General features: G+C 60.9%; 21 protein-coding genes and 1 pseudogene. 17 read left to right on the top strand and 5 right to left on the bottom strand.

Annotated features, from left to right (window positions below; all coding sequences use genetic code 11):
* From WG29040_RS18965 to WG29040_RS18895, 15 genes are all read left to right on the top strand, one after another.
* Nucleotides 1-1,059 (top strand): acyl-CoA dehydrogenase family protein, encoded by a 1,059-nt coding sequence (locus WG29040_RS18965; RefSeq protein ID WP_127196675.1) that lies wholly within the window; start codon nucleotides 1-3, stop codon nucleotides 1,057-1,059.
* Nucleotides 1,060-1,062: 3 nt separating this feature from the next.
* Nucleotides 1,063-2,214 carry an acetyl-CoA C-acetyltransferase gene (locus tag WG29040_RS18960; RefSeq protein WP_003446453.1) on the top strand — a complete coding sequence of 384 codons (1,152 nt, stop codon included), beginning with the start codon at nucleotides 1,063-1,065 and terminating at the stop codon, nucleotides 2,212-2,214.
* A gap of 10 nt (nucleotides 2,215-2,224) precedes the next feature.
* The gene (locus WG29040_RS18955; protein ID WP_003446455.1) at nucleotides 2,225-3,103 is read left to right on the top strand and encodes an SDR family oxidoreductase; all 879 of its coding nucleotides are present in this window, start codon (nucleotides 2,225-2,227) and stop codon (nucleotides 3,101-3,103) included.
* An 82-nt stretch (nucleotides 3,104-3,185) separates the two neighbouring features.
* Nucleotides 3,186-3,971 (top strand): SDR family oxidoreductase, encoded by a 786-nt coding sequence (locus WG29040_RS18950; RefSeq protein ID WP_003446457.1) that lies wholly within the window; start codon nucleotides 3,186-3,188, stop codon nucleotides 3,969-3,971.
* Nucleotides 3,972-3,980: 9 nt separating this feature from the next.
* On the top strand, nucleotides 3,981-4,451 hold the full coding sequence (locus tag WG29040_RS18945) for a MaoC family dehydratase (RefSeq protein ID WP_127196674.1): 471 nt from the start codon (nucleotides 3,981-3,983) through the stop codon (nucleotides 4,449-4,451).
* 9 nt (nucleotides 4,452-4,460) lie between these two features.
* Nucleotides 4,461-5,669, top strand: coding sequence for an acetyl-CoA C-acyltransferase (locus WG29040_RS18940; protein WP_127196673.1), 1,209 nt, complete (start codon nucleotides 4,461-4,463; stop codon nucleotides 5,667-5,669).
* Between the two features lie 188 nt (nucleotides 5,670-5,857).
* Nucleotides 5,858-7,213, top strand: a complete 1,356-nt coding sequence (locus WG29040_RS18935) for an MATE family efflux transporter (RefSeq protein ID WP_003446464.1) — start codon at nucleotides 5,858-5,860, stop codon at nucleotides 7,211-7,213.
* A gap of 284 nt (nucleotides 7,214-7,497) precedes the next feature.
* Nucleotides 7,498-8,478 carry a YCF48-related protein gene (locus WG29040_RS18930; protein WP_127196672.1) on the top strand — a complete coding sequence of 327 codons (981 nt, stop codon included), beginning with the start codon at nucleotides 7,498-7,500 and terminating at the stop codon, nucleotides 8,476-8,478.
* Nucleotides 8,475-10,907 (top strand): RND family transporter, encoded by a 2,433-nt coding sequence (locus WG29040_RS18925; protein WP_003446467.1) that lies wholly within the window; start codon nucleotides 8,475-8,477, stop codon nucleotides 10,905-10,907. The genes WG29040_RS18930 and WG29040_RS18925 overlap by 4 nt, the downstream gene beginning before the upstream one ends.
* Nucleotides 10,908-11,073: 166 nt before the next feature.
* Nucleotides 11,074-12,318 (top strand): helix-turn-helix transcriptional regulator, encoded by a 1,245-nt coding sequence (locus WG29040_RS18920; RefSeq protein ID WP_369826381.1) that lies wholly within the window; start codon nucleotides 11,074-11,076, stop codon nucleotides 12,316-12,318.
* A 52-nt stretch (nucleotides 12,319-12,370) separates the two neighbouring features.
* On the top strand, nucleotides 12,371-13,138 hold the full coding sequence (locus WG29040_RS18915; RefSeq protein WP_003446472.1) for an SDR family oxidoreductase: 768 nt from the start codon (nucleotides 12,371-12,373) through the stop codon (nucleotides 13,136-13,138).
* A gap of 16 nt (nucleotides 13,139-13,154) precedes the next feature.
* Nucleotides 13,155-13,988: an SDR family NAD(P)-dependent oxidoreductase gene (locus WG29040_RS18910; RefSeq protein ID WP_010657366.1), complete on the top strand. Its 834-nt coding sequence runs from the start codon at nucleotides 13,155-13,157 to the stop codon at nucleotides 13,986-13,988.
* A gap of 244 nt (nucleotides 13,989-14,232) precedes the next feature.
* The gene (locus WG29040_RS18905; protein WP_003446476.1) at nucleotides 14,233-15,270 is read left to right on the top strand and encodes a Rieske 2Fe-2S domain-containing protein; all 1,038 of its coding nucleotides are present in this window, start codon (nucleotides 14,233-14,235) and stop codon (nucleotides 15,268-15,270) included.
* 28 nt (nucleotides 15,271-15,298) lie between these two features.
* Complete coding sequence (locus WG29040_RS18900; RefSeq protein ID WP_010657365.1) at nucleotides 15,299-16,474, top strand: MFS transporter; 1,176 nt, start codon at nucleotides 15,299-15,301, stop codon at nucleotides 16,472-16,474.
* Nucleotides 16,475-16,549: 75 nt separating this feature from the next.
* Nucleotides 16,550-17,578, top strand: coding sequence for an AraC family transcriptional regulator (locus tag WG29040_RS18895; RefSeq protein WP_127196671.1), 1,029 nt, complete (start codon nucleotides 16,550-16,552; stop codon nucleotides 17,576-17,578).
* Between the two features lie 97 nt (nucleotides 17,579-17,675).
* Here the strand turns inward: WG29040_RS18895 and WG29040_RS18890 are convergent, their stop codons facing one another.
* The 5 genes from WG29040_RS18890 to WG29040_RS18870 all read right to left on the bottom strand — a co-directional run bounded on the left by WG29040_RS18890 (nucleotide 17,676) and on the right by WG29040_RS18870 (nucleotide 22,609).
* Nucleotides 17,676-19,199 carry a SulP family inorganic anion transporter gene (locus WG29040_RS18890; RefSeq protein ID WP_003446481.1) on the bottom strand — a complete coding sequence of 508 codons (1,524 nt, stop codon included), beginning with the start codon at nucleotides 19,197-19,199 and terminating at the stop codon, nucleotides 17,676-17,678.
* Between the two features lie 74 nt (nucleotides 19,200-19,273).
* Nucleotides 19,274-20,002: a carbonic anhydrase gene (locus WG29040_RS18885; protein ID WP_127196762.1), complete on the bottom strand. Its 729-nt coding sequence runs from the start codon at nucleotides 20,000-20,002 to the stop codon at nucleotides 19,274-19,276.
* A 268-nt stretch (nucleotides 20,003-20,270) separates the two neighbouring features.
* Nucleotides 20,271-21,326 carry a permease gene (locus WG29040_RS18880; protein ID WP_029612989.1) on the bottom strand — a complete coding sequence of 352 codons (1,056 nt, stop codon included), beginning with the start codon at nucleotides 21,324-21,326 and terminating at the stop codon, nucleotides 20,271-20,273.
* Nucleotides 21,327-21,426: 100 nt separating this feature from the next.
* The gene (locus WG29040_RS18875; protein WP_127196670.1) at nucleotides 21,427-21,648 is read right to left on the bottom strand and encodes a YgdI/YgdR family lipoprotein; all 222 of its coding nucleotides are present in this window, start codon (nucleotides 21,646-21,648) and stop codon (nucleotides 21,427-21,429) included.
* Nucleotides 21,649-21,934: 286 nt separating this feature from the next.
* The gene (locus tag WG29040_RS18870; protein WP_003446489.1) at nucleotides 21,935-22,609 is read right to left on the bottom strand and encodes a histidine phosphatase family protein; all 675 of its coding nucleotides are present in this window, start codon (nucleotides 22,607-22,609) and stop codon (nucleotides 21,935-21,937) included.
* 207 nt (nucleotides 22,610-22,816) lie between these two features.
* Between WG29040_RS18870 and WG29040_RS18865 the strand changes: the two genes are divergently transcribed.
* Both WG29040_RS18865 and WG29040_RS18860 read left to right on the top strand, forming a co-directional pair.
* Entirely contained in the window at nucleotides 22,817-23,521 is a 705-nt protein-coding gene (locus WG29040_RS18865) for a YoaK family protein (protein WP_165878374.1), read from the top strand.
* An 85-nt stretch (nucleotides 23,522-23,606) separates the two neighbouring features.
* Nucleotides 23,607-23,757, top strand: a pseudogene (locus tag WG29040_RS18860) (electron transfer flavoprotein subunit beta/FixA family protein); the annotation flags it as partial.

The following is a 23,757-nucleotide window of genomic DNA, read 5'->3' as shown; positions in this document are numbered from 1 at the left end:
ATGGACTTTACCTTTACCGATGACCAGCAAGTCTTCCGCGAAGCCATCAGTCGTTTTTTGATGACCGAAGCGGCACCGGAAATGCTTCGCGAAATCTGGGAAACCGACGTCGGTCGCTCACCGGATTTGCGCAACAAAATTGCCGAGCAGGGCCTTACCGCACTGTCTGTGCCCGAAGCCTTCGGCGGCCTGGGCATGGACGATGTGGCCTGGGCCTTGATGACCCAGGAACTGGGTTACTACGCCATTCCCGACTCTCTGGGCGACACCGCTTATGTCGCCAGCGCACTGATTGCACAGTTGCCAGCCCAGACCCCGCAGCGTGGCGAATGGCTGGAGCGCATTGCTGAAGGCAGCCTGCGGGTCGCCATCGGCCACCCGGTCAACCCGCTGGTGGCCGATGCCGCCCATGCCGACCTGCTGCTGCTGGCCCATGGCGATGAAGTGCATGCCGTGCCCCGCAGCCAGGTTGACGTGCAACCCCACAGCAGCATCGATGCATCTCGGCGTCTGGCGCAGGTCAGCTGGCAACCGGGCCCAGCCACCTTGGTGGCCGAGGGCGAGCATGGCCGCGAGCTTTGGGCGCAGACCCTCGACCGTGGCGCATTGCTGGTGGCCGGGCAACTGGTGGGCCTGGCCCAGCGCATGCTCGATTTGTCAGTGGATTACGCCGCCCAGCGCAAACAGTTCGGCAAGCCGATTGGCAGTTTCCAGGCGGTCAAGCATCACCTGGCGGATGTTGCCACCCAGCTCGAATTTGCCAAGCCGGTGCTGTATCGCGCCGCTTACGCCCTGGCCCACGGCGAGAAAAACGCCTCGGTGTGGGTGTCCCAGGCACGTCTGGCCTGCTGTGAAGCCAGCTGGCTGGCGGCCCGTCACGGCATTCAGGTACACGGTGCCATGGGGTACACCTGGGAAGTCGACCTGCAAATGTTCATGAAGCGGGCCTGGGCGCTGGACAACGCCTGGGGTGACCGCGCCCTGCATAAAACCCGGGTGGCCGAGCATGTACTGAGCGGCGCGGCGCCTTTGGGCCCCGGCCATACCTTCGAGGATTGATTGATGCCCCAAGCCTATATTGTTGATGCCTTGCGCAGCCCGACCGGCAAGCGCAAGGGCGGTCTGGCCCATGTTCACGCGATTGATCTGGGTGCCCATGTACTCAAGGCACTGGTTGAGCGCAACCAGATTCCGGCCGACGAATACGACGACGTGATTTTTGGCTGCGTTGACACCATTGGTTCGCAAGCGGGGGATATCGCCCGCACCAGCTGGCTGGCCGCCGGTCTGCCGCTCAATGTGCCCGGCACCACCATTGACCGCCAGTGCGGCTCGTCGCAGCAGGCGCTGCACTTCGCCGCGCAGGCAGTGATGAGCGGCACCCAGGATGTGATCGCGGTGGGCGGTGTGCAAACCATGACCCAGATCCCGATTTCTTCGGCGATGCTGGCCGGGCAGCCCCTGGGTTTCAGCGACCCGTTTTCCGGCAGCAAAGGCTGGCAGGCACGTTTTGGCAATCAGCCGGTCAACCAGTTTTATGCGGCGCAGCGGATTGCCGACCACTGGGATATCAGCCGCCAGCAGATGGAAGCCTACGCCCTGGAAAGCCACCGTCGGGCACTGGATGCCATCGCCGGGCGCCGTTTTGTCAATGAAATCGTGCCCTGCGAAGGGGTGTGGGACGACGAAACGCCGCGCCACACCAGCCTCGCCAAAATGGCCGAGCTGGAGCCGGTGTCTGCCGAGTTCCCTTCGATTACTGCAGCAGTTTCCAGCCAGACTTGCGATGCCTCGGCAGCCTTGCTGGTGGTCTCGGAAGCTGCGCTCAAACGCTACAACCTGACACCCCGGGCGCGGATTCATCACCTCTCGGTGCTGGGCGACGACCCGATCTGGCACCTCACGGCGCCGATTGCCGCGACCCGTGCCGCGCTGAAAAAAGCTGGCATGAACATCAACGACATCGACCTGGTGGAAATCAACGAAGCCTTTGCCTCGGTGGTCATGGCCTGGGCCAAGGAACTGGATTTCGACCCGGCCAAAACCAACGCCAATGGCGGCGCGATTGCCCTTGGCCATCCACTGGGGGCCAGCGGCGCGCGGTTGATGACCAGCCTGCTCAACCAGCTTGAGCGCAGTGGCGGGCGCTATGGTCTGCAGACCATGTGCGAAGGCGGCGGGCAAGCCAACGTGACCATTATTGAGCGTCTCTAGGAGCATTGACATGGCAATTTGTGCAAACCGTACCGTGATCATCACTGGCGCTGGCGGCGGCCTGGGCCGCGCCTATGCCCTGGCTTTCGCCGGGGAGGGGGCCAATGTGGTGGTCAACGACATTCGTCGCGAAGCCGCTGAAGAAGTGGTCGCCGAAATTCGCCAGGCAGGCGGCCAGGCCATCGCCAACGCCGATGACATCACCACCACAGCCACCGCGCAAAACATCGTCGATGCCGCACTGGCGGCGTTTGGCGAAGTGCATGTGCTGGTCAATAACGCGGGGATTTTGCGCGACCGGATGTTTATCAGCTTGGGTGAAGACGACTGGGATGCGGTGATGCGGGTCCATCTCAAAGGCCACTTCTGCCTCGCCAACATCCTCGGCAAGCGCTGGCGTGATCTGGCCAAGGCCGGTCAACCGGTGGCCGCACGCATCATCAATACCAGCTCGGGGGCCGGCTTGCAGGGCTCGGTGGGACAGTCCAACTACAGCGCCGCCAAAGGCGGGATTGCCGCCTTGACCCTGGTACAGGCCGCGGAACTGGCGCGCTACGGAGTGACCGCCAATGCCCTGGCCCCGGCGGCCCGTACCTCTATGACCGAAAGCGCGATGCCGGACGTGGTGAAGAAGCCTGACGACGGCGGCTTTGATGCCTGGGCCCCGGAAAACGTTGCGCCGCTGGTGGTGTGGCTGGGCAGCAGCCTGTCGGGCCATGTGACCGGGCAAATCATCGAAAGCCAGGGCGGCAGACTGTCCCTGGGGGATGGCTGGCGCACCGGTGTAACCCGGGACAAGGGCGCGCAATGGCAGCCCGAAGAAGTGGGCGTGGCCATGGCCCAGATCCTCGCTGAAGCCCCCGCCCCACAGCGGGTCTGGGGCAGCTGACACGAATGCCCCTGTGGGAGCTGGCAAGCCAGCTCCCACAAGGTTGCGCATGTTGTTTCGTTAGAACAAGAGAATTTCTGCCATGAGACAAGCTCCTCCCTATGTGCCAGGTCACCAGTTGCTGGCCGGCAAGTCGATTTTGATTACCGCTGCCGCCGGTGCCGGTATCGGTTATGCCGCTGCCAAGCGCTGCGCCGAAGAAGGCTGCCGTGCCTTGATGATTTCTGATATCCACCCGCGCCGCCTCGAAGAAGCGGTTGAGCGCCTCAAGGCCGAAACCGGGTTGCAGGCGGTGTACGGGCAACTGTGCAACGTCACTGTCGAAGCCGATGTTCAGGCGCTGGTGGCCGCTGCCGAAGAGGCGCTGGGCGGGGTCGACGTACTGATCAATAACGCCGGCCTTGGCGGTCAGGTACGCCTCACGGAAATGACCGATCAACAATGGTCGTCGGTACTCGATATCACCCTGACCGGCACCATGCGCATGACCCGCGCCATGCTGCCGCATATGGAACGCCGTGGCGCCGGTGCCATCGTCAACAACGCCTCGGTGCTGGGCTGGCGTGCGCAAAAAGAACAGGCCCACTACGCCGCGGCCAAGGCCGGGGTCATGGCCCTGACCCGTTGCAGCGCCCTGGAAGCCGCGGAGAGCGGGGTGCGGATCAACGCCGTGGCGCCGTCGATCGCTTTGCACGACTTCCTGAAAAAAGCCTCCAGCAGCGAATTGCTGGAGCAGCTCACCAGCCGTGAAGCCTTTGGCCGCGCCGCCGAAGTCTGGGAAGTGGCCAACGTCATGGTGTTTTTGGCCAGCGACTACGCCTCGTACATGGTCGGCGAAGTGCTGCCCGTCAGTTCACAACAGGCTTGAGGTGAGGCAATGAGTACGCTTTTTAGCAGCGCCGGGCAGTTACTCGCCGCACAGGGGCTGGATCTGGGGCGCACCGAATGGCTGCTGCTGACCCAGGAGCGGATCGACCTGTTTGCCGAGGCGACGGGGGATCACCAGTGGATTCATGTTGACCCGGTGCGCGCCGCCAGCGGCCCGTTTGGTGCCTGCATTGCCCACGGTTATCTGACCCTGGCGCTGGCCAATCTGTTTATGCCGCAGTTGATGCAGTTCGCCAATCTGGCCATGGGCGTCAATTACGGCAGCGACCGGCTGCGTTTTCCGGCAGTGGTCAAGGTTGGTTCGCGGGTACGCGGGCATGGCCAGATCCTGGGGGTCGAGGCCTTGGGCGATGCGTTGCAGGCGGTGGTGCGCATCAGCGTCGAAATCGAGGGCAGCGAGCGCCCCGGCTGCGTGGTGGACACCATCAGCCGCTACACCTTCAACCCTATTGAACAGTGAGCCTTGAACATGAATTTAAATGACGTTGTGATCGTATCCACGGCCCGCACCGCGCTGAGCAAATCCTTCCGCGGTTCGTTCAACGACACTGAAGCACCGGTGCTCGGTGGCCATGTGGTACGGGCGGTGGTAGAGCGTGCCGGTATCGAGCCGGGCTCGGTCGAAGACGTGATCATGGGCGCCGCCGCACAACAGGGCACCCAGGGCTACAACATCGGCCGCCTGTGCGCCAATACCGGGGGCTTGCCCGACACCGTACCGGGCATGGCTATTGATCGCATGTGCGCCTCGGGCCTGATGAGCATCGGCGTGGCCGCCAAAGGGATCATGACCGGCGAAATGTCGATTGCCGTTGCCGGGGGGGTCGAGTCGCTGTCCCTGACCCAGAACAAGTACAAGAACACCTACCGGGCCCAGTCCGAAGCGGTGCTGGAGTGCATGCCGACGGCCTACATTCCGATGCTTGAAACGGCCGAAATCGTGGCCCGACGCTACAGCATCAGCCGCGAAGTGCAGGACCAGTACTCCCTGCAAAGCCAGCAGCGCACCGCAGCCGCACAGGCCGCCGGGCTGTTCGCCGATGAAATCGTGCCTTTGGCTGCGCGCAAGCTGCTGTTCGACAAGGAAGGCAAGCCCAGCGGTTATCAGGACGTGATTGCCGACCGCGACGAGTGCAATCGCCCCTCCACCACACTGCAAGACCTGGCCGCCCTGAAACCGGTCTGGAAAGACGGCAAGTGGGTGCAACAGGGCGAGTTCATCACTGCGGGCAACGCCTCGCAATTTTCTGATGGTGCCGCAGCGGTGCTGCTGATGAGCCGTGCCGAGGCGAAACAGCGCGGGATCGAAGCGCTGGGCACCTACCGCGGGATTGCGGTGAGTGGTTGTGCGCCGGAAGAGATGGGCATTGGTCCGGTGTTTGCGATTCCAAAATTGCTCAAGCGCTTTGGCCTGACCGTGTCCGACATCGACCTGTGGGAGATCAACGAAGCGTTCGCCTGCCAGGTGGTGTACTGCCGTGATTTTCTGGAGATCCCCAATGACCGCCTGAATGTGAATGGCGGGGCGATTTCCATTGGTCATCCGTTTGGCATGTCGGGTGCGCGGATGGTGGGCCACAGCCTGCTGGAAGGCCGTCGCCGTGGCGCCAGGTTTGTGGTGCTCGCCATGTGTATCGGCGGCGGCATGGGCGCGGCGGGGCTGTTTGAGTTGAATTGATCTGGAATTAGACCTGAACCTGTAGGAGCGAGCTTGTCTCGCGAGCTTTTCCACGGAGCGACACAGAGCTCGCGAGGCAAGCTCGCTCCTACAGAGAACGCAGGCTGTGATGGGGGACATGTTTGGTAACGCTTTTTGCGACCTGTGGGGTATAACGCCTTATGGCTTTTCAATAAGGACAATCCGTTATGCAAACCCCTTCACAAAGGCCGCTGTGGCAGATCTATCTGATCTTCCTGGCGCCTATGGTGCTGTCCAACTTCCTGCAGGGGTTTTCCGGCACCCTTAACGGAATCTATATCGGGCAGATGCTGGGCACTCACGCACTGGCAGCGGTGTCGGGAATGTTTCCCGTGCTGTTTTTCTTTATCGCTCTGGTGATTGGTCTGGGCGCCGGGGCTTCGGTGCTCATCGGTCAGGCCTGGGGGGCCGGCGAGACGTCCATGGTGAAGCAGATCACCGGGGCCACATTGACCCTCGGTGCGCTGGTCGGGCTGATCGCTGCAGTGCTCGGCAGCGTGTTTGCACGACCTGCCATGCAGGCGTTGGGCACTCCGGCCGATGTGCTGGATGAAGCCGTCGGTTATGCCCAGGTAATGATGCTGATCCTGCCCTTGCTGATGGTGTTCATTCTGTTCACCCAACTGCTGCGCGGGGTGAGCGATACCCTGTCGCCGTTGCTGGCGCTGATGGTATCCACCGCGGTGGGCCTGCTGCTGACCCCCGCCTTGATCAAGGGCTGGGTCGGGCTGGCGCCCATGGGTATTCAGAGCGCTGCACTGGCCGGTCTGGTGGGCAACTTGTTGGCCATGCTGTTTCTGGGCTATCGCCTGCGTCATAAAAACAGTGTGATGGCACCGGACCGCGAGCTGTGGGCTGCGCTGCGCCTGAACCGGGAAATTCTCGGCAAGGTGCTGCGCATCGGTTTGCCCACCGGGGTACAGATGGTGGTGTTGTCGCTCTCGGAGCTGGTGATTCTGGCGCTGGTCAACAGCCACGGCTCCCAGGCCACAGCCGCCTATGGTGCGGTGACCCAGATCGTCAATTACGTGCAGTTTCCGGCGCTGTCGATTGCCATCACGGCGTCGATTCTCGGGGCCCAGGCAATCGGGGCAGGGCGCAACGAGCGTATCGGGCCGATCCTGCGTACCGGCATGCTGATCAACCTGTGCCTGACCGGCGCTCTGATCGTGCTGGGCTATGTGTTGTCTGACTGGCTGCTGGGGCTGTTCATTACCGATGTCGATGCGCGGATTCGGGCCGAGCACCTGTTGCACATCATGCTCTGGAGCATTCTGGTGTTCGGTTTCCAGGCTGTGATTGGCGGCATCATGCGTGCCAGCGGCGTGGTGCTGGTGCCCATGGGCATCACGATTTTCTGCGTGTTGTGCATCGAACTGCCGGTGGCCTATGCCCTCAATGCCCACTTCGGCCTGGAAGGGGTGTGGATGGCGTTCCCGGTCACCTACCTGGCGATGCTGGGATTGCAGACGGCGTATTACCGTCTGGTATGGCGGCACAAGCAGATACAACGTTTGGTCTGAACCCGTACCCCTGAAACCCTGTAGGAGCGAGCTTGCCTCGCGAGCTGTTGGCCATTTTAAAGCCCGCTCCTGCAGATATGTACATATGCAGATACATAGAGAGGCAAGTCAGGCCGTCCGGGCTAGGCCATTTGGACGATGTGCCCGTGACCCACCAGTCCGAAGATCGAAGGCAGGTTCTAGGCACCTCGCCGCCGAGGTAGCCAGAGCATCCACGATAATAAAAAGAGGACTGGCTGCATGAACTCTGCCCAGCAACTGAATCGTGCAGCGAGGCTTCGACCATGCGTGCAATGATCGGCTATCTGGTTTGCCTGATTGTCGCGGCAACCGTCGTTTTCACCTTCACTCCCCATCCTGCACCCGTTGTCGCCTCTGTTCAGTTGCGTCCCGATCGTCTGCAGATCAACGGCATGCTGTACCTCGATCAGCGCGTGGTGGCTGTGGGTGAGCGCGGCAATATTCTGCTCAGCGACGATCAGGGTTTGTCCTGGCAGTCCGCCGTGGTCAAGCCGCAACGTGACTTGACCCTCACCGCGCTGGTGGAACTGTCGGACAAGACGCTGTTGGCTGTCGGCCATGATGGCTGGATTTTGCGTTCCGCAGACGGGGGCGCGAACTGGACTGAAGTGCGTCACGACGATGAAGTCGCCGAGCCTTTGCTGGGAATCTGGAATGCCGGAGGCAAGCACGTGCTGGCGTTCGGCAGTTTTGGCAAGTTTTACCAGTCCGATGATGACGGCCGTACCTGGCAAGCCCAGCCGCTGGAAGTCGACAGTGCCCACCTGAACGGCATGGACGGCGGCGCGGATGGCCGGCGGATGCTGGTGGGCGAGCAGGGTCTGGTGATGCGCAGCGACGATGGCGGGCGCAATTGGCAGAAACTGCCCGCGTTCTATAACGGGTCACTGTTTGGCGTGGTGCGTTTGAGCCCCGACCGCTGGGTAACCTACGGCATGCGCGGGCATGTCTTTGTCAGCCAGAACTTTGGTCAGAGCTGGGATCCGGTGGCGGTGGGCAATCAGTTGCCGCTCTATGGCCATGCCCTGTTGCCCAACGGCGGCGGGCTGTTGATAGTTGGCGCGGGCAGTTCCGTGGTGCGTCTGGATGGCAATGGCCATTTAGTCAGTGCCAGCCGCTTGCCCGGTCTGGGCACCTTGACCTCGGCGGTGCTGGTGGGCTCACAGCGGTTGCTGGTGGGCGGTGAGCGCGGGGTATTCCAGGGCACTGATGGCAGCGTTGCTGCGTTGGGAGATGCCAAATGAGCACGGCTAAATCTGCAGTTGACCGCGTCGTCGAGCGTACCGCCGACCTGTTGATCGCCTGGCGCAAGGGGTTGCTGGCACTGTTTGTGTTGCTGACCCTGGCTCTGGGCTACAGCGCCACCCACACTCAGCTCGATCCGGGCTTTAACAAGCAAATCCCGGTGCGCAACGAGTTCATGGTCAATTTCCTCAATTTCAGTCAGTACTTCACCGGTGCCAACCGTTTTCTGGTCAGCGTGAAGTGGAAAGGTGAGGGCGATATCTATAATCGCGAGTACCTCGACACCCTCAACAAAGTCACCGGCGACGTGTTCTTTATCAACGGCGTCAGCCGCGCCAGTGTTACCTCCTTGTTTACCGCCAATGTGCGCTATATCGAAATCACCGAAGAAGGTTTCTTCGGGGATGTGGTGGTGCCGCCGCGTTTTACCGGGTCTGGCGAAGACCTGGCCCAGGTTCGCAGCAATATTGCCCGCTCTGGGCAGATCGGGCGGCTGGTGGCCAATGACCTGAAGTCATCGATGGTACGTGCCGACTTGCAGGACCTGGACCCGCAAACCGGCAAGCCGGTGTCCTATGCCGAGGTCGCCAAGCGGCTGGAGGACATTCGCGCCAAATACAGCAACGATGATATCGAGATCAATATTGTCGGCTTCGCCAAGCTGGTGGGGGATGTGATTGAAGGTTTGACCACGGTAATCAGCTTCTTCGTGATTGCCTTTGTGATCACCGGCTTGATGCTGTGGCTGTATTCCCGCTCCTGGCGCCTGACGCTGGTGGCGCTGGTGGTGGCTTTGCTGCCGGTGGTGTGGCTGCTGGGCCTGCTGCCTTTGCTGGGGCTGGGGATCGATCCGATGTCGATTCTGGTGCCGTTCCTGATTTTCTCCATTGGCGTGTCCCACGCGGTGCAGATGACCAATGCCTGGAAGCAGGACGTGCTGGCCGGCAGCCCTTCGGTACAGGCGGCCCACAGTGCATTTTGCAAGATTTTCATTCCCGGCTCGCTGGCGTTGCTGATGAACGCACTGGGCTTTGGCGTGATCATGCTGATCGATATTCCCATCGTCCATGAGCTGGGGGTGACTGCCTGTATCGGCGTGATGCTGATGATCATCACCAACAAGTTGATGCTGCCGATCATCCTTTCTTATCTGAAGCTCGAACCCCGCGCTCTGGCCCAGGGGCTCAAGGCTGCCGGGGGCAAGCATGCACTGTGGTGGCGCCTGTCGGCACTGGCCGAGCCCAAACCGGCGCTGGCGGTGTTTGTCATCAGCCTGTTGCTGCTGGGTGTGGGTGCCTACAAGGCGCGGGATCTGGCCGTGGGCGATATCGGCGTCGGGGCTCCGGAGTTGCGCGCCGATTCACGCTACAACCAGGACAACCAGAAAATCATTAACAGTTACTCCATCGGCCTGGATGTGATGTCGGTGTTTGTTCAGGTCAAAGGCATTGAAGAAGGCTGTCTGGCGCCGCAGGTGATGCGGGCGATCGAGTCGTTCGACTTCCAGATGCGCAGCGTGCCCGGCGTGCAGTCGGTGCAGAGCGTGGCCGGCATGGGCAAGAACGTGATTGCCGGCAACAACGAAGGCAACCCGCGCTGGTCGGCCATTCCGGGCTCCGAGCGCGGTTTGAGCCAGGGCGCACGGGCCTATATGCCGGATGACGGACTGGTGACCGAAGGTTGTCAGCGCATGCAGATTCTGGTGTTCCTGACCGATCATGAGGGGGCGACTGTCAGTCATGTGGTCAAGGAAACCCAGCGCATCATTGCCGGCCTGCAAACCCCAGAAGTGCAGTTCTTGATGGCCGGCGGCAATGTGGGGGTGATGGCGGCTTCCAACGAGGCGGTGAAACAGGCCGAAGTGGTGATGCTCGCCGCCCTGTTCGGTTCGGTGGCGCTGTTTTGCTGGCTGACCTTCGGCTCGTTTCGTGCGGTGCTGTGCATTCTGGTGCCGTTGGCGATCGTGGCCATTCTGTGCAACGCCCTGATGGCGACCCTGGGCATAGGCCTGAAAGTCGCAACCCTGCCGGTAATGGCGCTGGGAGTCGGGGTGGGGGTCGATTACGGGATTTATCTGTACGAGCGCATAGCCCATGAAATGGCTGACGGCAAAGATCTGCGCAATGCGTTTTACCAGGCCATGTGCCAGCGTGGTACGGCAGCGGTATTTACCGCACTGACCATGTCCATCGGTGTGTGTACCTGGGCTTTTGCACCGCTCAAGTTCCAGGCTGACATGGGCGTGCTGCTGTCCTTTATGTTCCTGGTCAACGTGCTGGGGGCGATTTTCCTGCTGCCGGCCCTGGCTGCCTGGTTCAACCTGGGACGGCCGCTGGTCAAGGTCAGGACTGTGGTTGAACCACAGGCCCATGCCGGGCATTACCCGCTCAAGCAGAGCGTGTCTGCCAAGGATCAGTCAAACCGTTGAAATAGAGGGTTGGCCGGGCTTGTATGCCGGTCAACATAAAGAAATACTGAGTCGCTTTTGCGCAGGGTTGACGGAGCATCCCGCTTCTGCGCAAAGGCAAGTCGCTAGTCATAAAAACAATAATGAGGGCAGGTCTTTGAATCTGGCCCAATGCGAGGAAATGTCCGTGGATACAGTGACCCTGAATCACCAAACCCTGACCAGTCTGGGACTGGATTTGTCCGATTACGATCAAATGATCGGCAGGTTTTATGATGGAGCGCTGGACCCTAAGGTCATGGGCCGTACCCTGTGCGCCGTGCGTGAAATGTTTGCGGCCAACTATGCGACGCTGATTCTGCGGGTGCCGGATCAACCGGACCTGGGGTTGATGATTGTGGCGGGTGACATCGAAGGCGAGGGTGAGCTGACCTATCAGACGTACCCCCAGACCAACACGCCTTTTGCCGGCCAGGCCCTGGACCAGGTATTCACCGTCGAGGACCTGATGAGTGAGTCGGACTGGACCCACTCTGCCTATTTCAAAGCCTATTGCGGGCCGCAGAACGTGTATCACGTGATGGGCGCCGACATCTCCACCCCGGACGGCGGCAAGCTGCGTTTCCGGATCACCCGGCCTAAAACCTCGCCCAGATTTTCCACTGCGGAACGTGCCCTGTGCGGCATGTTTTTGCCCCATTTGCGCCGCGCCCTGCACCTGCACAATCTGCTGGACCGCAGTGAGTCCATGAGCGAGCTTTATGCCCAGGCCATCAGCCGGCTGTCGGTGGCGACCATTGTGCTCGACGAGACCGGCAAGGTACTGCGCCTTAACCCGGTGGCCGAAGAAATCCTTAAAAGCGCCGATGGCCTGAAACTGGTGGGCGGCCGACTGGAGGCCACCTATCCCAGCGACAACCGCGAATTGCAGCGTCTGGTCAAACACGCGTTCAGCCCCGAAGTACGCGAGGGCGGGTTGACCGCCGATGCCATGTCCGTGACCCGGCCTTCGGGTCAGGTCAGCCTGGGCCTGGTGGTGGAGGCGATTCCATCGCTGGAATGGGCTGAGGGCAAGAGCAAGCCGGCGGCAGTGATCTATATCCGCGATTCGGTGGGCAAGTCCCTGGCCAGCGAAGTGGTGACCAAGCAGTTGTTCAACCTGACCAAGGCCGAAACCGCGCTGGCCATGGAGCTGGCGAACGGCTTGTCCCTGGAAGAAGCGGCCGAGAACCTGAACATCCGGCGCAACACGGCGCGGGCACACTTGCGCTCGATCTTTTCCAAAACCGGTGTGCGCCGTCAGACCGAGCTGGTAAGGATTCTGCTGAACAGCGTGGTCGCGCTGGGAAAGCCCAAGTGCGCCTTGCGGGGGGATGAGTCGGTGATTGTACCGGCGCCGCAGTTGGCGCGGCCCGTTCGTAAAAGCGCTTAAGCACTCACGTCAGTCAGGCTCGCGGTGAGCCTGCATTATCAAGGAAAGTCTTATGCCAGTTACAGCTGTCAGCGGTTCCGCTTCCGGGATCGGCGCCGCCGTGTGTGCGCAATTGCGGGCTGCGGGGCACCGCATCATCGGAATTGACCGGGCCAATGCCGAGGTGGTCGCCGACCTGTCCACCCGTGACGGGCGCCGGGCGGCAGTGGCCCAGGTGCTTGAACAGTCTGGCGGTGTGCTTGACGGGCTGGTGTGCTGTGCCGGACTGGGCGTTACCGCGTCTTCCAGCAGCCTGGTGCTGGCGGTGAACTATTTTGGCGTCAGTGAATTGCTTGACGGCCTGGCCGATGCGTTGGCCAAGGGCGAGAACCCGGCGGCGCTGGTGATAGGTTCAGTGGCGGCCACCCAGCCCGGTGCCGATCAGCAGCCAATGGTTGCTGCGCTGCTCGCCGCTGACGAAGCGCAGGCCCTGCAACTGGCCGATGCCCTCGGCCAGCCGCATGTGGCCTATGCCAGCTCCAAGTACGCGGTGACCTGTGAGGCCCGGCGCAAATCGGTGCAATGGGCCAGGCAGGGAATCCGTTTGAATGTGGTTGCCCCTGGAGCCGTCGAGACTCCGTTGCATCAGGCAGCCAAGGATGACCCGCGGTTTGGCAAGGCGGTGAGTGATTTTGTTGCGCCATTGGGGCGCGCCGGTCATCCCGAGGAAATCGCCCGGGTGGTGGCGTTTTTGCAGTCGCAGCAGGCCAGCTTTGTCACCGGCAGCGTGATCTTTGTCGATGGTGGTATGGACGCGATGGTGCGTGCGCAACGCTTCTGATTTTTGAGGAACCCCTATGAACAAAGTGGCATTTATTACCGGCGCCAGCCGTGGCATCGGGCGTGAAACAGCTCTGGCATTCGCCCGTGCAGGTTTTGATCTGGCCATTAGCGCGCGCAGTCTGGATGAAGGTGAAAGTCATGTGCACGGCTTGCGCAACCCGGACGGCACGGCACTGCCCGGCAGTCTGAACGGCACCGCGGCAGAGATTCGCGAACTGGGGTGCAAGGTTCTGGTGGTGCCCATGGATCTGCTCGACAGTGACTCGGTACTGGCCGCCAGTGAGGCGGTGTTTGCCGAATATGGCCGGGTGGATGTGCTGGTCAACAATGCGATTTACCAGGGCAGCGACCTCAACTCGCCCTTTATGGAGTTGCAGCCCGAGACCTTGCAGCGGGTGTTTCAGGGCTATGTGCTGACCCCGTTTTTGCTGACCCGGGCGGTGGTCGGGAAAATGCTGGAGCAGGGTGGCGGGGTGGTGATCAACGTCACTTCCGGGGCCGGAGAAACCGACCCTCCAGTGGCTGCCGGCAAGGGTGGCTGGGGCTATGCCTATGGTGCAGGCAAGGCTGCGGTGTCGCGGCTGTCGGGTATTTTGTCGGTGGAGCTGGGTGAGCAGGGGATACGGGCTTACACCCTCAACCCCGGGGTTGTGACCACTGAGGCGCTGCGCGCAACCATTGGCGATAAAGGCGTGATTGCCCTGCGCGCCGGCTCTGCGCCGCCAGAGGTTCCGGCGGCGGTGATGCTGTGGTTGGCGACTGACGAAGCCGCGCGCGATTACCAGCGTCAAACCATTCACTGCCAGCCGTTTGCCCGTGAGCACGGGATAGTTGCCGACTGGCGCTGACACGCCGGGCTCCTGCAGGGGTTGTGCATTTTCATGGCTGCACTCTGCAGGAGCGGGCTTGCCCCGCCACAGGATCGGCGGGCTGTCTGTGCCTTGGCCGGTTGCCTGCATCGCCTGCAAGCCGGGCACCCAGAGGATTTGTGCAAGTCCTGTCTCTAGTCCATCTGAACGATGAGCCCGCCTCCCGCCTCGGTGAAGATCAATCAGGCACGCGTCCTGGTCCCTAACCTGAGGAATAATAAAAATGACTAAACTCGCTGAAATCCACGTCGAGAATGCGTTAGCTCCGCGCTTTGGCCGGGGATGGCATTGCCTGGGCGAGGCGGATGAATACCGTGATGGAAAATTACATACCCTGAACATCTTCGGCTCCCGCCTGCTGGCCTACGCCACCTCCAAGGGCGAGATCAGTGTGCTCGACGCCCATTGCCCGCACATGGGTGCCGACCTGTCCCAGGGCACTATCGAGAACGACCGTGTGGTCTGTCCTTTTCACCATTGGCAGTACGAAGCCAGCGGGAAATGTGTCGAGATCCCGTATTGCAAGCGTATCCCGCCCAAGGCCAAAACCCGCGCCTGGCTGACCTGTGAAGTGAACAAGCTGCTGTTTGTCTGGAACAACCCGGAAGGCAAGCCGCCCGCTGAAGATGTGGTGATTCCGCACCTGCCGGAAATGGACAGCGATGAGTGGCTGCACAGCTGGCATCTGGACAAGATGATCATCGACACCAATCCTCGCGAGTTGGTCGACAACCTGGTGGATGCCCAGCATTTCGGGCCGGTGCACGGCACGCCGACCAAGTATTTCCACAACGTTTTCCAGGGGCATATTGCCGAGCAGATTTTCCATGGCGACTCCGAGCGCCTGGGCGGGGATCTGGTGGCGGAGTCGGCCTATTACGGCCCGGCCACTCACCTGACCCGCATGCGCGCCATGTTCGACGGTCAGGAAATCAAGTCCATTCTGCTCAACTGCCACGTGCCGATCGGCCCCAACAGTTTTGAACTGCGTTTTGGCTGCATGGTGAAAAAAGTCCCGGGCTGGAGCGATGCTCAAAACGAAGCGCTGGCGCTGGATTATGTGCAGCGTAACCGCGATTCGTTCTATCAGGACGTTGATATCTGGACCCACAAAGTCCGGGTCAATAATCCGGTTCTGGCCGAGGGCGACGGCCCTGTGTATCAGCTGCGCGAGTGGTATCAGCAGTTCTTCACCGATGAGGCCGGCGTGCCGGCGAGCATGGCCGAACGCCGTGAAATCACGACCGTTGATCAACGCTGATTGATCAGCTCAGGGAAGGGCACTGCCAATGATGTTGAATCAACGCAAAACGCTGGTGTTTATGCTGGCCGCGAGTCTGGCATCGACCATTGGCGGTTTGCCTTTCAATACGCTGCCTATTTTGCTGGGTTCACTGGCGGATAGTTTTGGCTTTGCAGCGAGCCAGATCGGCTTGCTGGGGTCTGTGTGCTTTACCGGTTATCTGCTGGGTACCCTGGTGGCCGTGGGCTTTATTGACCGTTGCAACTGGCGCGCACTGACCTTCGGGTGTGCGCTGGGCTCAGCGCTGGCGTTGCTCGTCTCCTCGCAGTTACCTGCAGCTGCGCAGTTGCCCTTGTGGGCCCTGATCGGTTTTTTCGCAGCGCTCATGACCTGTCTCGGGTTACGCATCATGGCCGAAATGCCTGACAAGGAGCGGGCCTTGGGGATGCGCCAGGGCATTGAACTCGGTCTGGTGGCACTGGTGCTGTTTGTCCTGCCCTCGCTGGTGATTGCCCATTTTCACTACGCAGGGGCTGCGCTGGTGTTGGCGGCAATGATTCTGTTACTGAGCCTGAGCGCATTTGCATTGCCCGGGCGCAGTGATTTCGCGGTTGATCAAGCGAAAGACAGTTCCCTTCAAGGCCGTTTTCGCTTCCCGGTGCCGGCATATTGGGCCCTGGGCTTTTTCTTCGTGTTTGGCGCCGGTCAGATTGGCTTGTGGGCGTTTCTTGAACGCCTGGGGCATGGGCTGGATGTGGCACCGGCGCAGATGGGGGTGGTGTTTGCGGTGCTCAAGTTGCTAGGCGGCGCGGCTGCCCTGGCGCTGGCCCTGATCGGCGACCGCCTGGGGTCGCGCTGGCCGCATTTGCTGGTGTTGGCCGTGATTGGTGCCGGCTTGCTGTTGTTGGCCTATGCCCAGGGCTTTGTGATGTACGCCCTGGGGGCCTGGATCTGGGAAGTGGGTTTTTGCTGGGGCTGTATTTACCAGAGCGCCGCTGTCGCCAGGCTGGATCCGAGCGGGCGCGCGATCATGTTGGTACCGGCAGCGTTTGCCCTGAGCTCGATGGTCGGACCGGCCCTTGCCGGGCAATTGGTCGCCGGCGGGTTTGGCGGGTTGTTGTGGCTGGCACTGGGCACGGCCGTGGTGCCAGTGCTGGCCTTTGCCGGATTACTGGCCAGTCGCCTGACGCTGCGGCCGTTGGCGCTACCCGCACAAGGCTAAGGTACTACTGGCTTTTTGATCCGTGCTGCTTAAGATGTCTGACATCTGAAGGTCACCGGGCTTGGATCAGGGCCAATGCTGAACAAAGACACCATCTCTATTCATCTGGTGCGTGAGGCGCTGCTGCAGAGCTGCGCGCCGGGCAAGGCCATGGACGAAGTGCTGCATAAGGTCGGGATCGACCCGCAGTTGCTCGGTCAGCCGCAGGCCCGGGTGCCTGCGGTTGTTTATGCGCGCCTGTGGCGACTGCTGGCGCGACGCCTGGATGATGAGTTCTTTGGCATGGACCCGCGCAAGCTCAGGTATGGCAGCCTGGCGTTCATGTCGCGCGCGGCCATGGTCCAGCCCACCCTGGCCCAGGGGCTGGAGCTGGTACTGGGGTTTCTGTCGTTGATGCTCGAACGCATGCCTGCGCGTCTGGTACGCCAGCAGAGCCTGGCGGAAATTGTCTTGCATGAATCTGACGCCGGGTCGGGCCGCGCTTTTACCTACTTCACCTACTGGATGATCGTGCACGGCGTTGCCTGCTGGCTGGCGGGCCGACGGATTCCGATCATGGCCATCGAGCTGCGCTGCGCGGCGCCTGATTACTGCGAAGATTATGAAGTGATGTTCTCCGCCAACCTGCGTTTTGATCGCCCGCGTACGCGGATGATCTTTGCCGCTGATTGTCTGGCAGCCCCGATCAAGCGCAGCCCCGAGGAGTTACAGAGCTTTCTGGCCCAGGCGCCGGCCAATATCCTGGTCAAGTACCGTGATCCGCAAAGTCTGGGCAGTCAGATCAAGCAGGATTTGCGGCAATTGCCTGCGCATCAGTGGCCGGAAACCGGGGGCATGGCCCAGCGGTTGTGCATGTCGGCTTCAACCTTGCGTCGGCGTCTGGCGGAGGAAGGGCAGACCTGGCAAGGAATAAAGGACAGTGTGCGCAAGGAGCTGGCTATTGGCTGGCTGGCAGAGCCGCAACTGAGCTTTGCCGATATTGCGCTGCGCCTGGGCTTTGCCGAAACCAGCTCGTTTTACAAGGCGTTCCGCAAATGGTCGGGGACCAATCCGGGGCATTATCGGAGTTTGATTTTGCAGGGGGCGGAGTCCCCGACGGCGTAGGCACGGATGGATAATCGATCGCTGTGCAATCGATCGATCGCAGCCTCGCGTAGCTCGTCAGCGGCTACGAAGGTTGCGATCGGCGACGCGGTTGTCGTTAAGCCGAGCCTAGCCCTGTAGTCGTGCGTATCCTGCCTTCCAGGCGACGCTTGAGGCCCCGTGGTTCGATCATCAGTCTGGACCCCTTGGCCGCATTGGCCCGGCCCCATTCCTCAAACAGCTCCAGGCACGAGTGGTCGATATAGCTCAGGTTGTTGAGTGGTACATGCACGCTGCTACCGGCAGGCACCCGCGACAGTATCTGGGTCAAGGCCGGAACCTTGAGGAAGGTTGCCGCGCCGGTGAGGCGTAACTCCATTTCACCCGCCACGGGCAGTTCAATCAGGCTGATCTTGAGCCTCGATGCCTTCCACGCCAGTTTCGCCAGGGTCAGACCAAAGCCCACCAGTACCCCGGTCAGCAAGTCGCTGAAGATGATCGCCAGCGCTGTTGCCGCGTAGGTAAACATCGGCATCCGCCCATAGCGCCCAAGACCACGAAACGCCTTGAGATCCACCAGCTTGATCCCGGTATAGACCAGTACACCCGCCAGGCTCGCCACCGGAATGCTTTGCAGCACACTGGACAGCAGCAATACAAAAGCCAAAAGCCAGACGCCATGGAACATCGCCGAAAGCCGCGTCGTGGCACCTGCCTGTACATTGGCCGAACTGCGCACTATGACGCCGGTCATCGGCAAGGCTCCGACCAGGCCACACAGCATGTTGCCGACACCCTGCGCCGACAGTTCTTTATCGAAGTCGGAGCGCTGGCCATTGTGCATGCGGTCAACGGCTGCCGCCGAGAGCAGGGTTTCGGCACTGGCGATAAACGCCACGGCGAACGCCGCAACCAGCAGGCTGGGGTCGGCCAGGTTGAGCAGGTCGGCAGGACGTAGCCAGTCGATGGCGTCTGCCAGGTTTTCCGGGACTTGCACGCGCTTGACCTGCAAGGCCAACAGCAGGCTGGCACCCGTGGTCAGGCCCACGCCCAGCAAGGCGCCGGGGACAAAACGCAATTTATGCGGGCGTAATTTATCCCAGGCCCACATCACCAGCATGGTGGTCAGGCCAAGCAGGCCGGCTTGCCAGCCAAGACCGGGAATGGCCTCGGCCACGGCGGCCGGGAAGCCTGTCAGGTTGTCCAGCCCCGACGGTTGGGGGACGCCGTCGAGCATCACATGCACTTGTGACAGTACGATCAGTACCCCGATCCCGGCGAGCATGCCGTAGACCACGGCCGGGGCCGTAACGCGGAACCAGCATCCCAGGCGTAGACGCCCGGCCACCAGTTGCAGAAAGCCGGCCAGTAGCAGGATCGGCCCCAGCATGGCCATGCCGTGCTGGCGCACCAACTCGAAGACCAGGACTGCCAACCCGGCGGCCGGACCACTGACTTGCAGCGGTGAGCCGGCCAACCAGCCGACGACCAGGCCGCCGATGATCCCGGTGATCAGGCCTTTGGCCGGCGGCATCCCGGAGGCGATGGCAATGCCCATGCACAAGGGCAGGGCGACCAGAAACACCACCACCGAGGCCAGCAGCTCCCGTGGCAGTACAGCTTTTAATTGTGCAGCACGCATGATGATTCTCCCTGAGGTTTATTGAGGCGCATCCAGGCTTGTCTGAACTGTGTAATGCGGTGGCAAGGAGGGGGTCAGAAGCGCGCTCTGGGGGTCGCGCAAGGGATGTCTTGCAGGTTGTCCAAAGGCAGAAAACAGCCGCGCTCGGCGTCGTAGGCTTTGATCTGACTGGTTTCGATGTTGTAGACCCAGCCATGGATGAACAATTGTCCGTTGGCCATGCGCGAGGCCACGGACGGGTGAGTGCGCAGGTGCTGCAACTGGGCAATCACGTTTTCTTCGGTGAGGGCGTGCATGCCTTCGGCTTCATTGGCACAGGCACAGTTCTCCTGGACCATGGTTTTGGCAACTTCGGCATGGCGCAACCAGGCTTTGACCGTGGGCATTTTGTCCAGGCTGCGGGGGTTGAGCACAGCGCGCATCGCGCCACAGTCGGAGTGCCCGCAAACGATGATGTGCTGCACGCCCAGTGCCAGGTTGGCGTATTCGATGGCCGTTGATACGCCGCCGTTCATCTCGCCGTAAGGTGGCACGACATTGCCGACGTTACGGGTCACAAACAAATCTCCGGGGGCACTCTGGGTGATTAATTCGGGGACGATGCGTGAATCTGCGCAGGCAATGAACATTGCCCTTGGTCGTTGGGCCGTGGCCAGTTTTTTGAACAGGTCTTTCTGTTGCGGAAAGACCTCCCGATGAAAATGTAAAAAACCTTCGACAATAAGGTGAAGCGCTGCGTCGGCATGTTCCGTTTCGGGAGGGGAGCATGCTGCAGCCGATGACTGTGTGACTTTATTATCCATCATTCAACCTCTGTGGCAGAGCGGGTTAATAGTTAATGCGAGTCATTTGTGACTCGCCGGTCACACTAGCGCGCGAAACTTAACTAAACCTTAATGGGCCGCTCTAGAACAAGGGTTTGATGATGTTAAAAGGCAACTACAGTGGCGGTGTGAGAGGGGGTAGGGCGACCGTGATGCCTGGGTCTCGAGCAGGCTTTTTATGACACAGAGCTCGCGAGCAAGCTCGCTCCTGCAGGGTAGGGGGCAATAGCAGCCCCCGGTGCAGGGTTCAGAGCAACCACATCCCCGCCAGACCGCTGAGCACGCCCACCAGCATGGTCATCAGCGCCACGCTGATCAGGACCCGGGCGTCAAAGTCTTTGCGCAGCATCAACAATGACGGCAGGCTCACGCTCGGCAAGGTCATCAGCAGCGCTACGGCAGGGGCGGTGCCCATGCCCAGTGCCATCATGGTTTGCACAATCGGGATTTCAGCTGCCGTCGGGATCACGAACAGGGTGCCGATAATGGCCAGCGGTACCAGCCACATCAGGCTGTCGCTCATGGCACCGTCCACATGGGGGAACAGCCACACCCGCGCCGCACCCAGCAGCAGGACTGCCAGCAGGTAGACCGGGATGGTGTTCCAGAACAGTTGCCACAGCGTGCGGCCCCAGCGGCTGAAGAAATTCTGCTGATCGATCACGCTGGCTTCCGATACGGCATCCAGGGCTGCTTCAGGGATGCTCTCGGGACGCGAGATGCGCTGCGCAATCAGGGACACGCCGATCACCAGTATCACCCCTGCGACCAGACGCAGCGCGGTAAAGCCCCAGCCCAGTACAAAGCCCATGAACACCAGGGTGGCCGGGTTGAGGACCGGGTTGGCGATCCAGAAAGCCAGTGCCGCACCGACCGAGACTTTTTGCCGGCGCATGCCGGCGGCCACAGGTGCGGCGCAGCAGGTGCACATCATGCCAGGCAGGGCGAACAGGCCGCCGCGCAGGGTCGAACCCAGCCCGGCCTTGCCAAACAGGCGCAGTAGCCAGTCGCGGGGAATCAGGACCTGAATCAGTGAGCCGAGAATGACCGCCAGGACGGCTGCTTTCCAGATCGCCAGGAAATACACCTTGGCATAGGCCAGTGCAGCGGCAACGGGTTCGCCCTGATTGTCGTTGAGGATCGACGCACCGATGCTGTGGTTATCGGCGGCGACAAACGCCTTGAAGTAGTAGGGCGACCATTTGACGTAGTACAGACCGATCCCCGCGACCAGCAGGAACAGCAAAGGCTTCCACCAGAATGACCAGCCCCGGGCGGGTCTGGGTGAGGAGAGACTGGACATAAAGAATTACCGAACGCTGGGAAATAGCGCGGCATCATACCTGAGCGCACAGTCCGGGGGGTGGCTGCTTGCCCAGGAGCAACTTGCCAGTGACCGGGGGTCAGTCCGATTTAACGGTGGCGACGTCAGCGGCCTTGATTTTGATGTGCTTGCCGGCAATGTCGATGAATTCGTAAAAGCCATCCTTGCCGGTGGTTTTTGGCTGGTCTTTGGTCAGGTATTGCGTGCCGTTTTGCAGGGTCACGACCGTAGGTGATGCACAGCCCGCCAGGCCCAAGACAGCAGCCAGGAGTAAAGGCAAACCGATAACGTTGATCTTCATGCAAGTACCTTGGTTCGTTCGCAAATAAGCAGTTGGTCGTGCCGGGCCTGATGCAATGGCCAGCGTTGAAAGTGGTTGCCGCATGTGACCGCTTTTTACGTCGGGAGTGCGTCATGGGCAGAGATAAATTTTAAACGGCCGGTGCATCGCGACCGGGCCCGCAGCGTGGGCCGTATTAAACGCCAGCAGGCCCGGGAAAAGCCAGAAACTGTGGTACGTCACTGGTTTTACAGCGATTGCAGGGCGGCGGCGAGCATGGCCCCGGGCTCGATCAGGAGCAGATCCGTCAGGTCGGGCAACCTTTGGCGCCATTGTTCAGGCCCTGCTTGTCCACCCGGCTAAGGAGGCTGGCCTTGCCGTCTTTCCAGGTCAGGGTCAGCACATACAGGGAATCAAAGTCACCGCCGGACCAGTCGTCAGTCAACGTGGTCTTTTTGCCCAGGGCTTTGCTGGCGACGCCGTTGATCAACTCGGGCAGATAGCCATGGGACCATGCGGTGTAGATGGTTGCATTGTGATACTTGTCGTCAGTCAACTCGTTGGCCAGGGCCCGGGTATCGTTGGCCGAGTACTCCAGGTTGATCGGCAAACCCAGTTTGATGGCGCTGGGATTGATGGTCATCAGCGGCCGGACATAACTGTAGGCGTCATCGTCGGCGCCTTCTTCAACCTGGCGCGAAGGGTCGGCGGCAAATACGTAATCGGCCTTGCCATAGCGTTGTGGCAGCAGGGTCGCCAAATCTATGGCACGGTTCAGTCCCTGGCAATTGAGTTGTCCAAGACCGTCGGCAGGTTTTTCCGCATGGCGCATGAAAACCAGTGTCTGCACACCGTCTATGGGTTGGGCAAAAACTTTATCGGCATGCACTGCCAGCGTGATCGCACCGGCGACGAGTAGCGCGGGGATGACGCCGAGCAGATAAGGCTTGAGTCGGGGGGTGTTCCAAACAGCTTTGGTCATGGGGCTCTTCTGGTTAGGTCCATTAAGGCTGACCTGCCTGGACGCGGCGAGTGGGGGTTCTCGGGCGTTGATCCCTGTCGTGTGTAAACGTCCTATGATTCTCCTCCTTGAGTCAAAGTGTCTATTAGACGCCTTTTTCGATATTGGTTCGGTTATACCTGTGCAATATGGGGATTTTCTTACAATTTAAGCCTGAGGGCCCGATCGATGCTTCCTGTGCCACTTAGAAGGTCAAGCAACCCCCTTCATCAGCGTGTGCGTGCCTGGCGCGGCCGGGTGGGGCTGGGGTTGGTCGCAAGTTTGTCGGTACTGGCGGGCATGACCGATGCCATCGGCTTTCTTGCCACCGGCGATTTCGTCTCGTTCATGAGTGGTAACACGACCCGAATGGCAGTGGCGATTGGCGAGGGTGATGGGTCCATGGCGCTACGCCTGATCTTTGCCGTGCTGGCGTTTATTACGGGCAACGCCGTGGGTGTTTTGCTGGGGCGTTTGAGCGGTCGCCGGGCGTTACCCTTGATGCTGGTGATTGCCGGTCTGTTGTGCACGGCGGCGCTGTTGCCGTTCGATACCCGGGTTCCGGCATTGCTGGCGGCAATTGTGGCCATGGGCATGCTCAATGCCGCTGTGGAGCAGGTTAACGGCCTGCCGGTGGGGCTGACGTATGTGACCGGCGCGTTGTCGCGTTTTGGCCGGGGGCTGGGGCGCTGGATACTGGGGGAACGGCACAGCGGCTGGCGAGTGCAACTGGTGCCCTGGACCGGGATGTTGCTGGGAGCTGTACTGGGGGCATTGCTGGAGGCGCACTTCGGGCTTCGGGCCATGCTGTTCAGTGCCGGTTTTGCCACCGTACTGGGGCTGGTGTCGCTGAAGATTCCGCGGCGCTGGCAGCGAGATTACATGCCGCGCTAGGCGGCTTGTCTAACCCGAATGGTCGATACGCGGGTCAGTGCCTGCAGGATAAGCTGGGGCACCAATAGCCATCGGGGGAGAAATAATGAAGGTGCTGGCCTGTATCAAGCGAGTGGTCGATTACAACGTCAAGGTTCGCGTCAAAGCGGACAACTCCGGCGTTGACCTCGCCAACGTCAAGATGTCGATGAACCCCTTCTGCGAAATCGCTGTGGAAGAAGCCGTACGCCTGAAAG

It is taken from the genome of Pseudomonas sp. PAMC 29040 (genome assembly GCF_003994535.1).
Classification (GTDB): domain Bacteria; phylum Pseudomonadota; class Gammaproteobacteria; order Pseudomonadales; family Pseudomonadaceae; genus Aquipseudomonas; species Aquipseudomonas paraversuta.
This window is presented reverse-complemented; position numbering and strand designations above follow the sequence as displayed.

Bases quoted from the DNA above. Each gene is read 5' to 3' on its own strand.
- WG29040_RS18965 (WP_127196675.1), top strand. From the start codon at position 1: ATGGACTTTACCTTTACCGATGACCAGCAAGTCTTCCGCGAAGCCATC.
- WG29040_RS18960 (WP_003446453.1), top strand. From the start codon at position 1,063: ATGCCCCAAGCCTATATTGTTGATGCCTTGCGCAGCCCGACCGGCAAG.
- WG29040_RS18955 (WP_003446455.1), top strand. From the start codon at position 2,225: ATGGCAATTTGTGCAAACCGTACCGTGATCATCACTGGCGCTGGCGGC.
- WG29040_RS18950 (WP_003446457.1), top strand. From the start codon at position 3,186: ATGAGACAAGCTCCTCCCTATGTGCCAGGTCACCAGTTGCTGGCCGGC.
- WG29040_RS18945 (WP_127196674.1), top strand. From the start codon at position 3,981: ATGAGTACGCTTTTTAGCAGCGCCGGGCAGTTACTCGCCGCACAGGGG.
- WG29040_RS18940 (WP_127196673.1), top strand. From the start codon at position 4,461: ATGAATTTAAATGACGTTGTGATCGTATCCACGGCCCGCACCGCGCTG.
- WG29040_RS18935 (WP_003446464.1), top strand. From the start codon at position 5,858: ATGCAAACCCCTTCACAAAGGCCGCTGTGGCAGATCTATCTGATCTTC.
- WG29040_RS18930 (WP_127196672.1), top strand. From the start codon at position 7,498: ATGCGTGCAATGATCGGCTATCTGGTTTGCCTGATTGTCGCGGCAACC.
- WG29040_RS18925 (WP_003446467.1), top strand. From the start codon at position 8,475: ATGAGCACGGCTAAATCTGCAGTTGACCGCGTCGTCGAGCGTACCGCC.
- WG29040_RS18915 (WP_003446472.1), top strand. From the start codon at position 12,371: ATGCCAGTTACAGCTGTCAGCGGTTCCGCTTCCGGGATCGGCGCCGCC.
- WG29040_RS18910 (WP_010657366.1), top strand. From the start codon at position 13,155: ATGAACAAAGTGGCATTTATTACCGGCGCCAGCCGTGGCATCGGGCGT.
- WG29040_RS18905 (WP_003446476.1), top strand. From the start codon at position 14,233: ATGACTAAACTCGCTGAAATCCACGTCGAGAATGCGTTAGCTCCGCGC.
- WG29040_RS18900 (WP_010657365.1), top strand. From the start codon at position 15,299: ATGATGTTGAATCAACGCAAAACGCTGGTGTTTATGCTGGCCGCGAGT.
- WG29040_RS18895 (WP_127196671.1), top strand. From the start codon at position 16,550: ATGCTGAACAAAGACACCATCTCTATTCATCTGGTGCGTGAGGCGCTG.
- WG29040_RS18890 (WP_003446481.1), bottom strand. From the start codon at position 19,199: ATGCGTGCTGCACAATTAAAAGCTGTACTGCCACGGGAGCTGCTGGCC.
- WG29040_RS18885 (WP_127196762.1), bottom strand. From the start codon at position 20,002: ATGGATAATAAAGTCACACAGTCATCGGCTGCAGCATGCTCCCCTCCC.
- WG29040_RS18880 (WP_029612989.1), bottom strand. From the start codon at position 21,326: ATGTCCAGTCTCTCCTCACCCAGACCCGCCCGGGGCTGGTCATTCTGG.
- WG29040_RS18875 (WP_127196670.1), bottom strand. From the start codon at position 21,648: ATGAAGATCAACGTTATCGGTTTGCCTTTACTCCTGGCTGCTGTCTTG.
- WG29040_RS18870 (WP_003446489.1), bottom strand. From the start codon at position 22,609: ATGACCAAAGCTGTTTGGAACACCCCCCGACTCAAGCCTTATCTGCTC.
- WG29040_RS18865 (WP_165878374.1), top strand. From the start codon at position 22,817: ATGCTTCCTGTGCCACTTAGAAGGTCAAGCAACCCCCTTCATCAGCGT.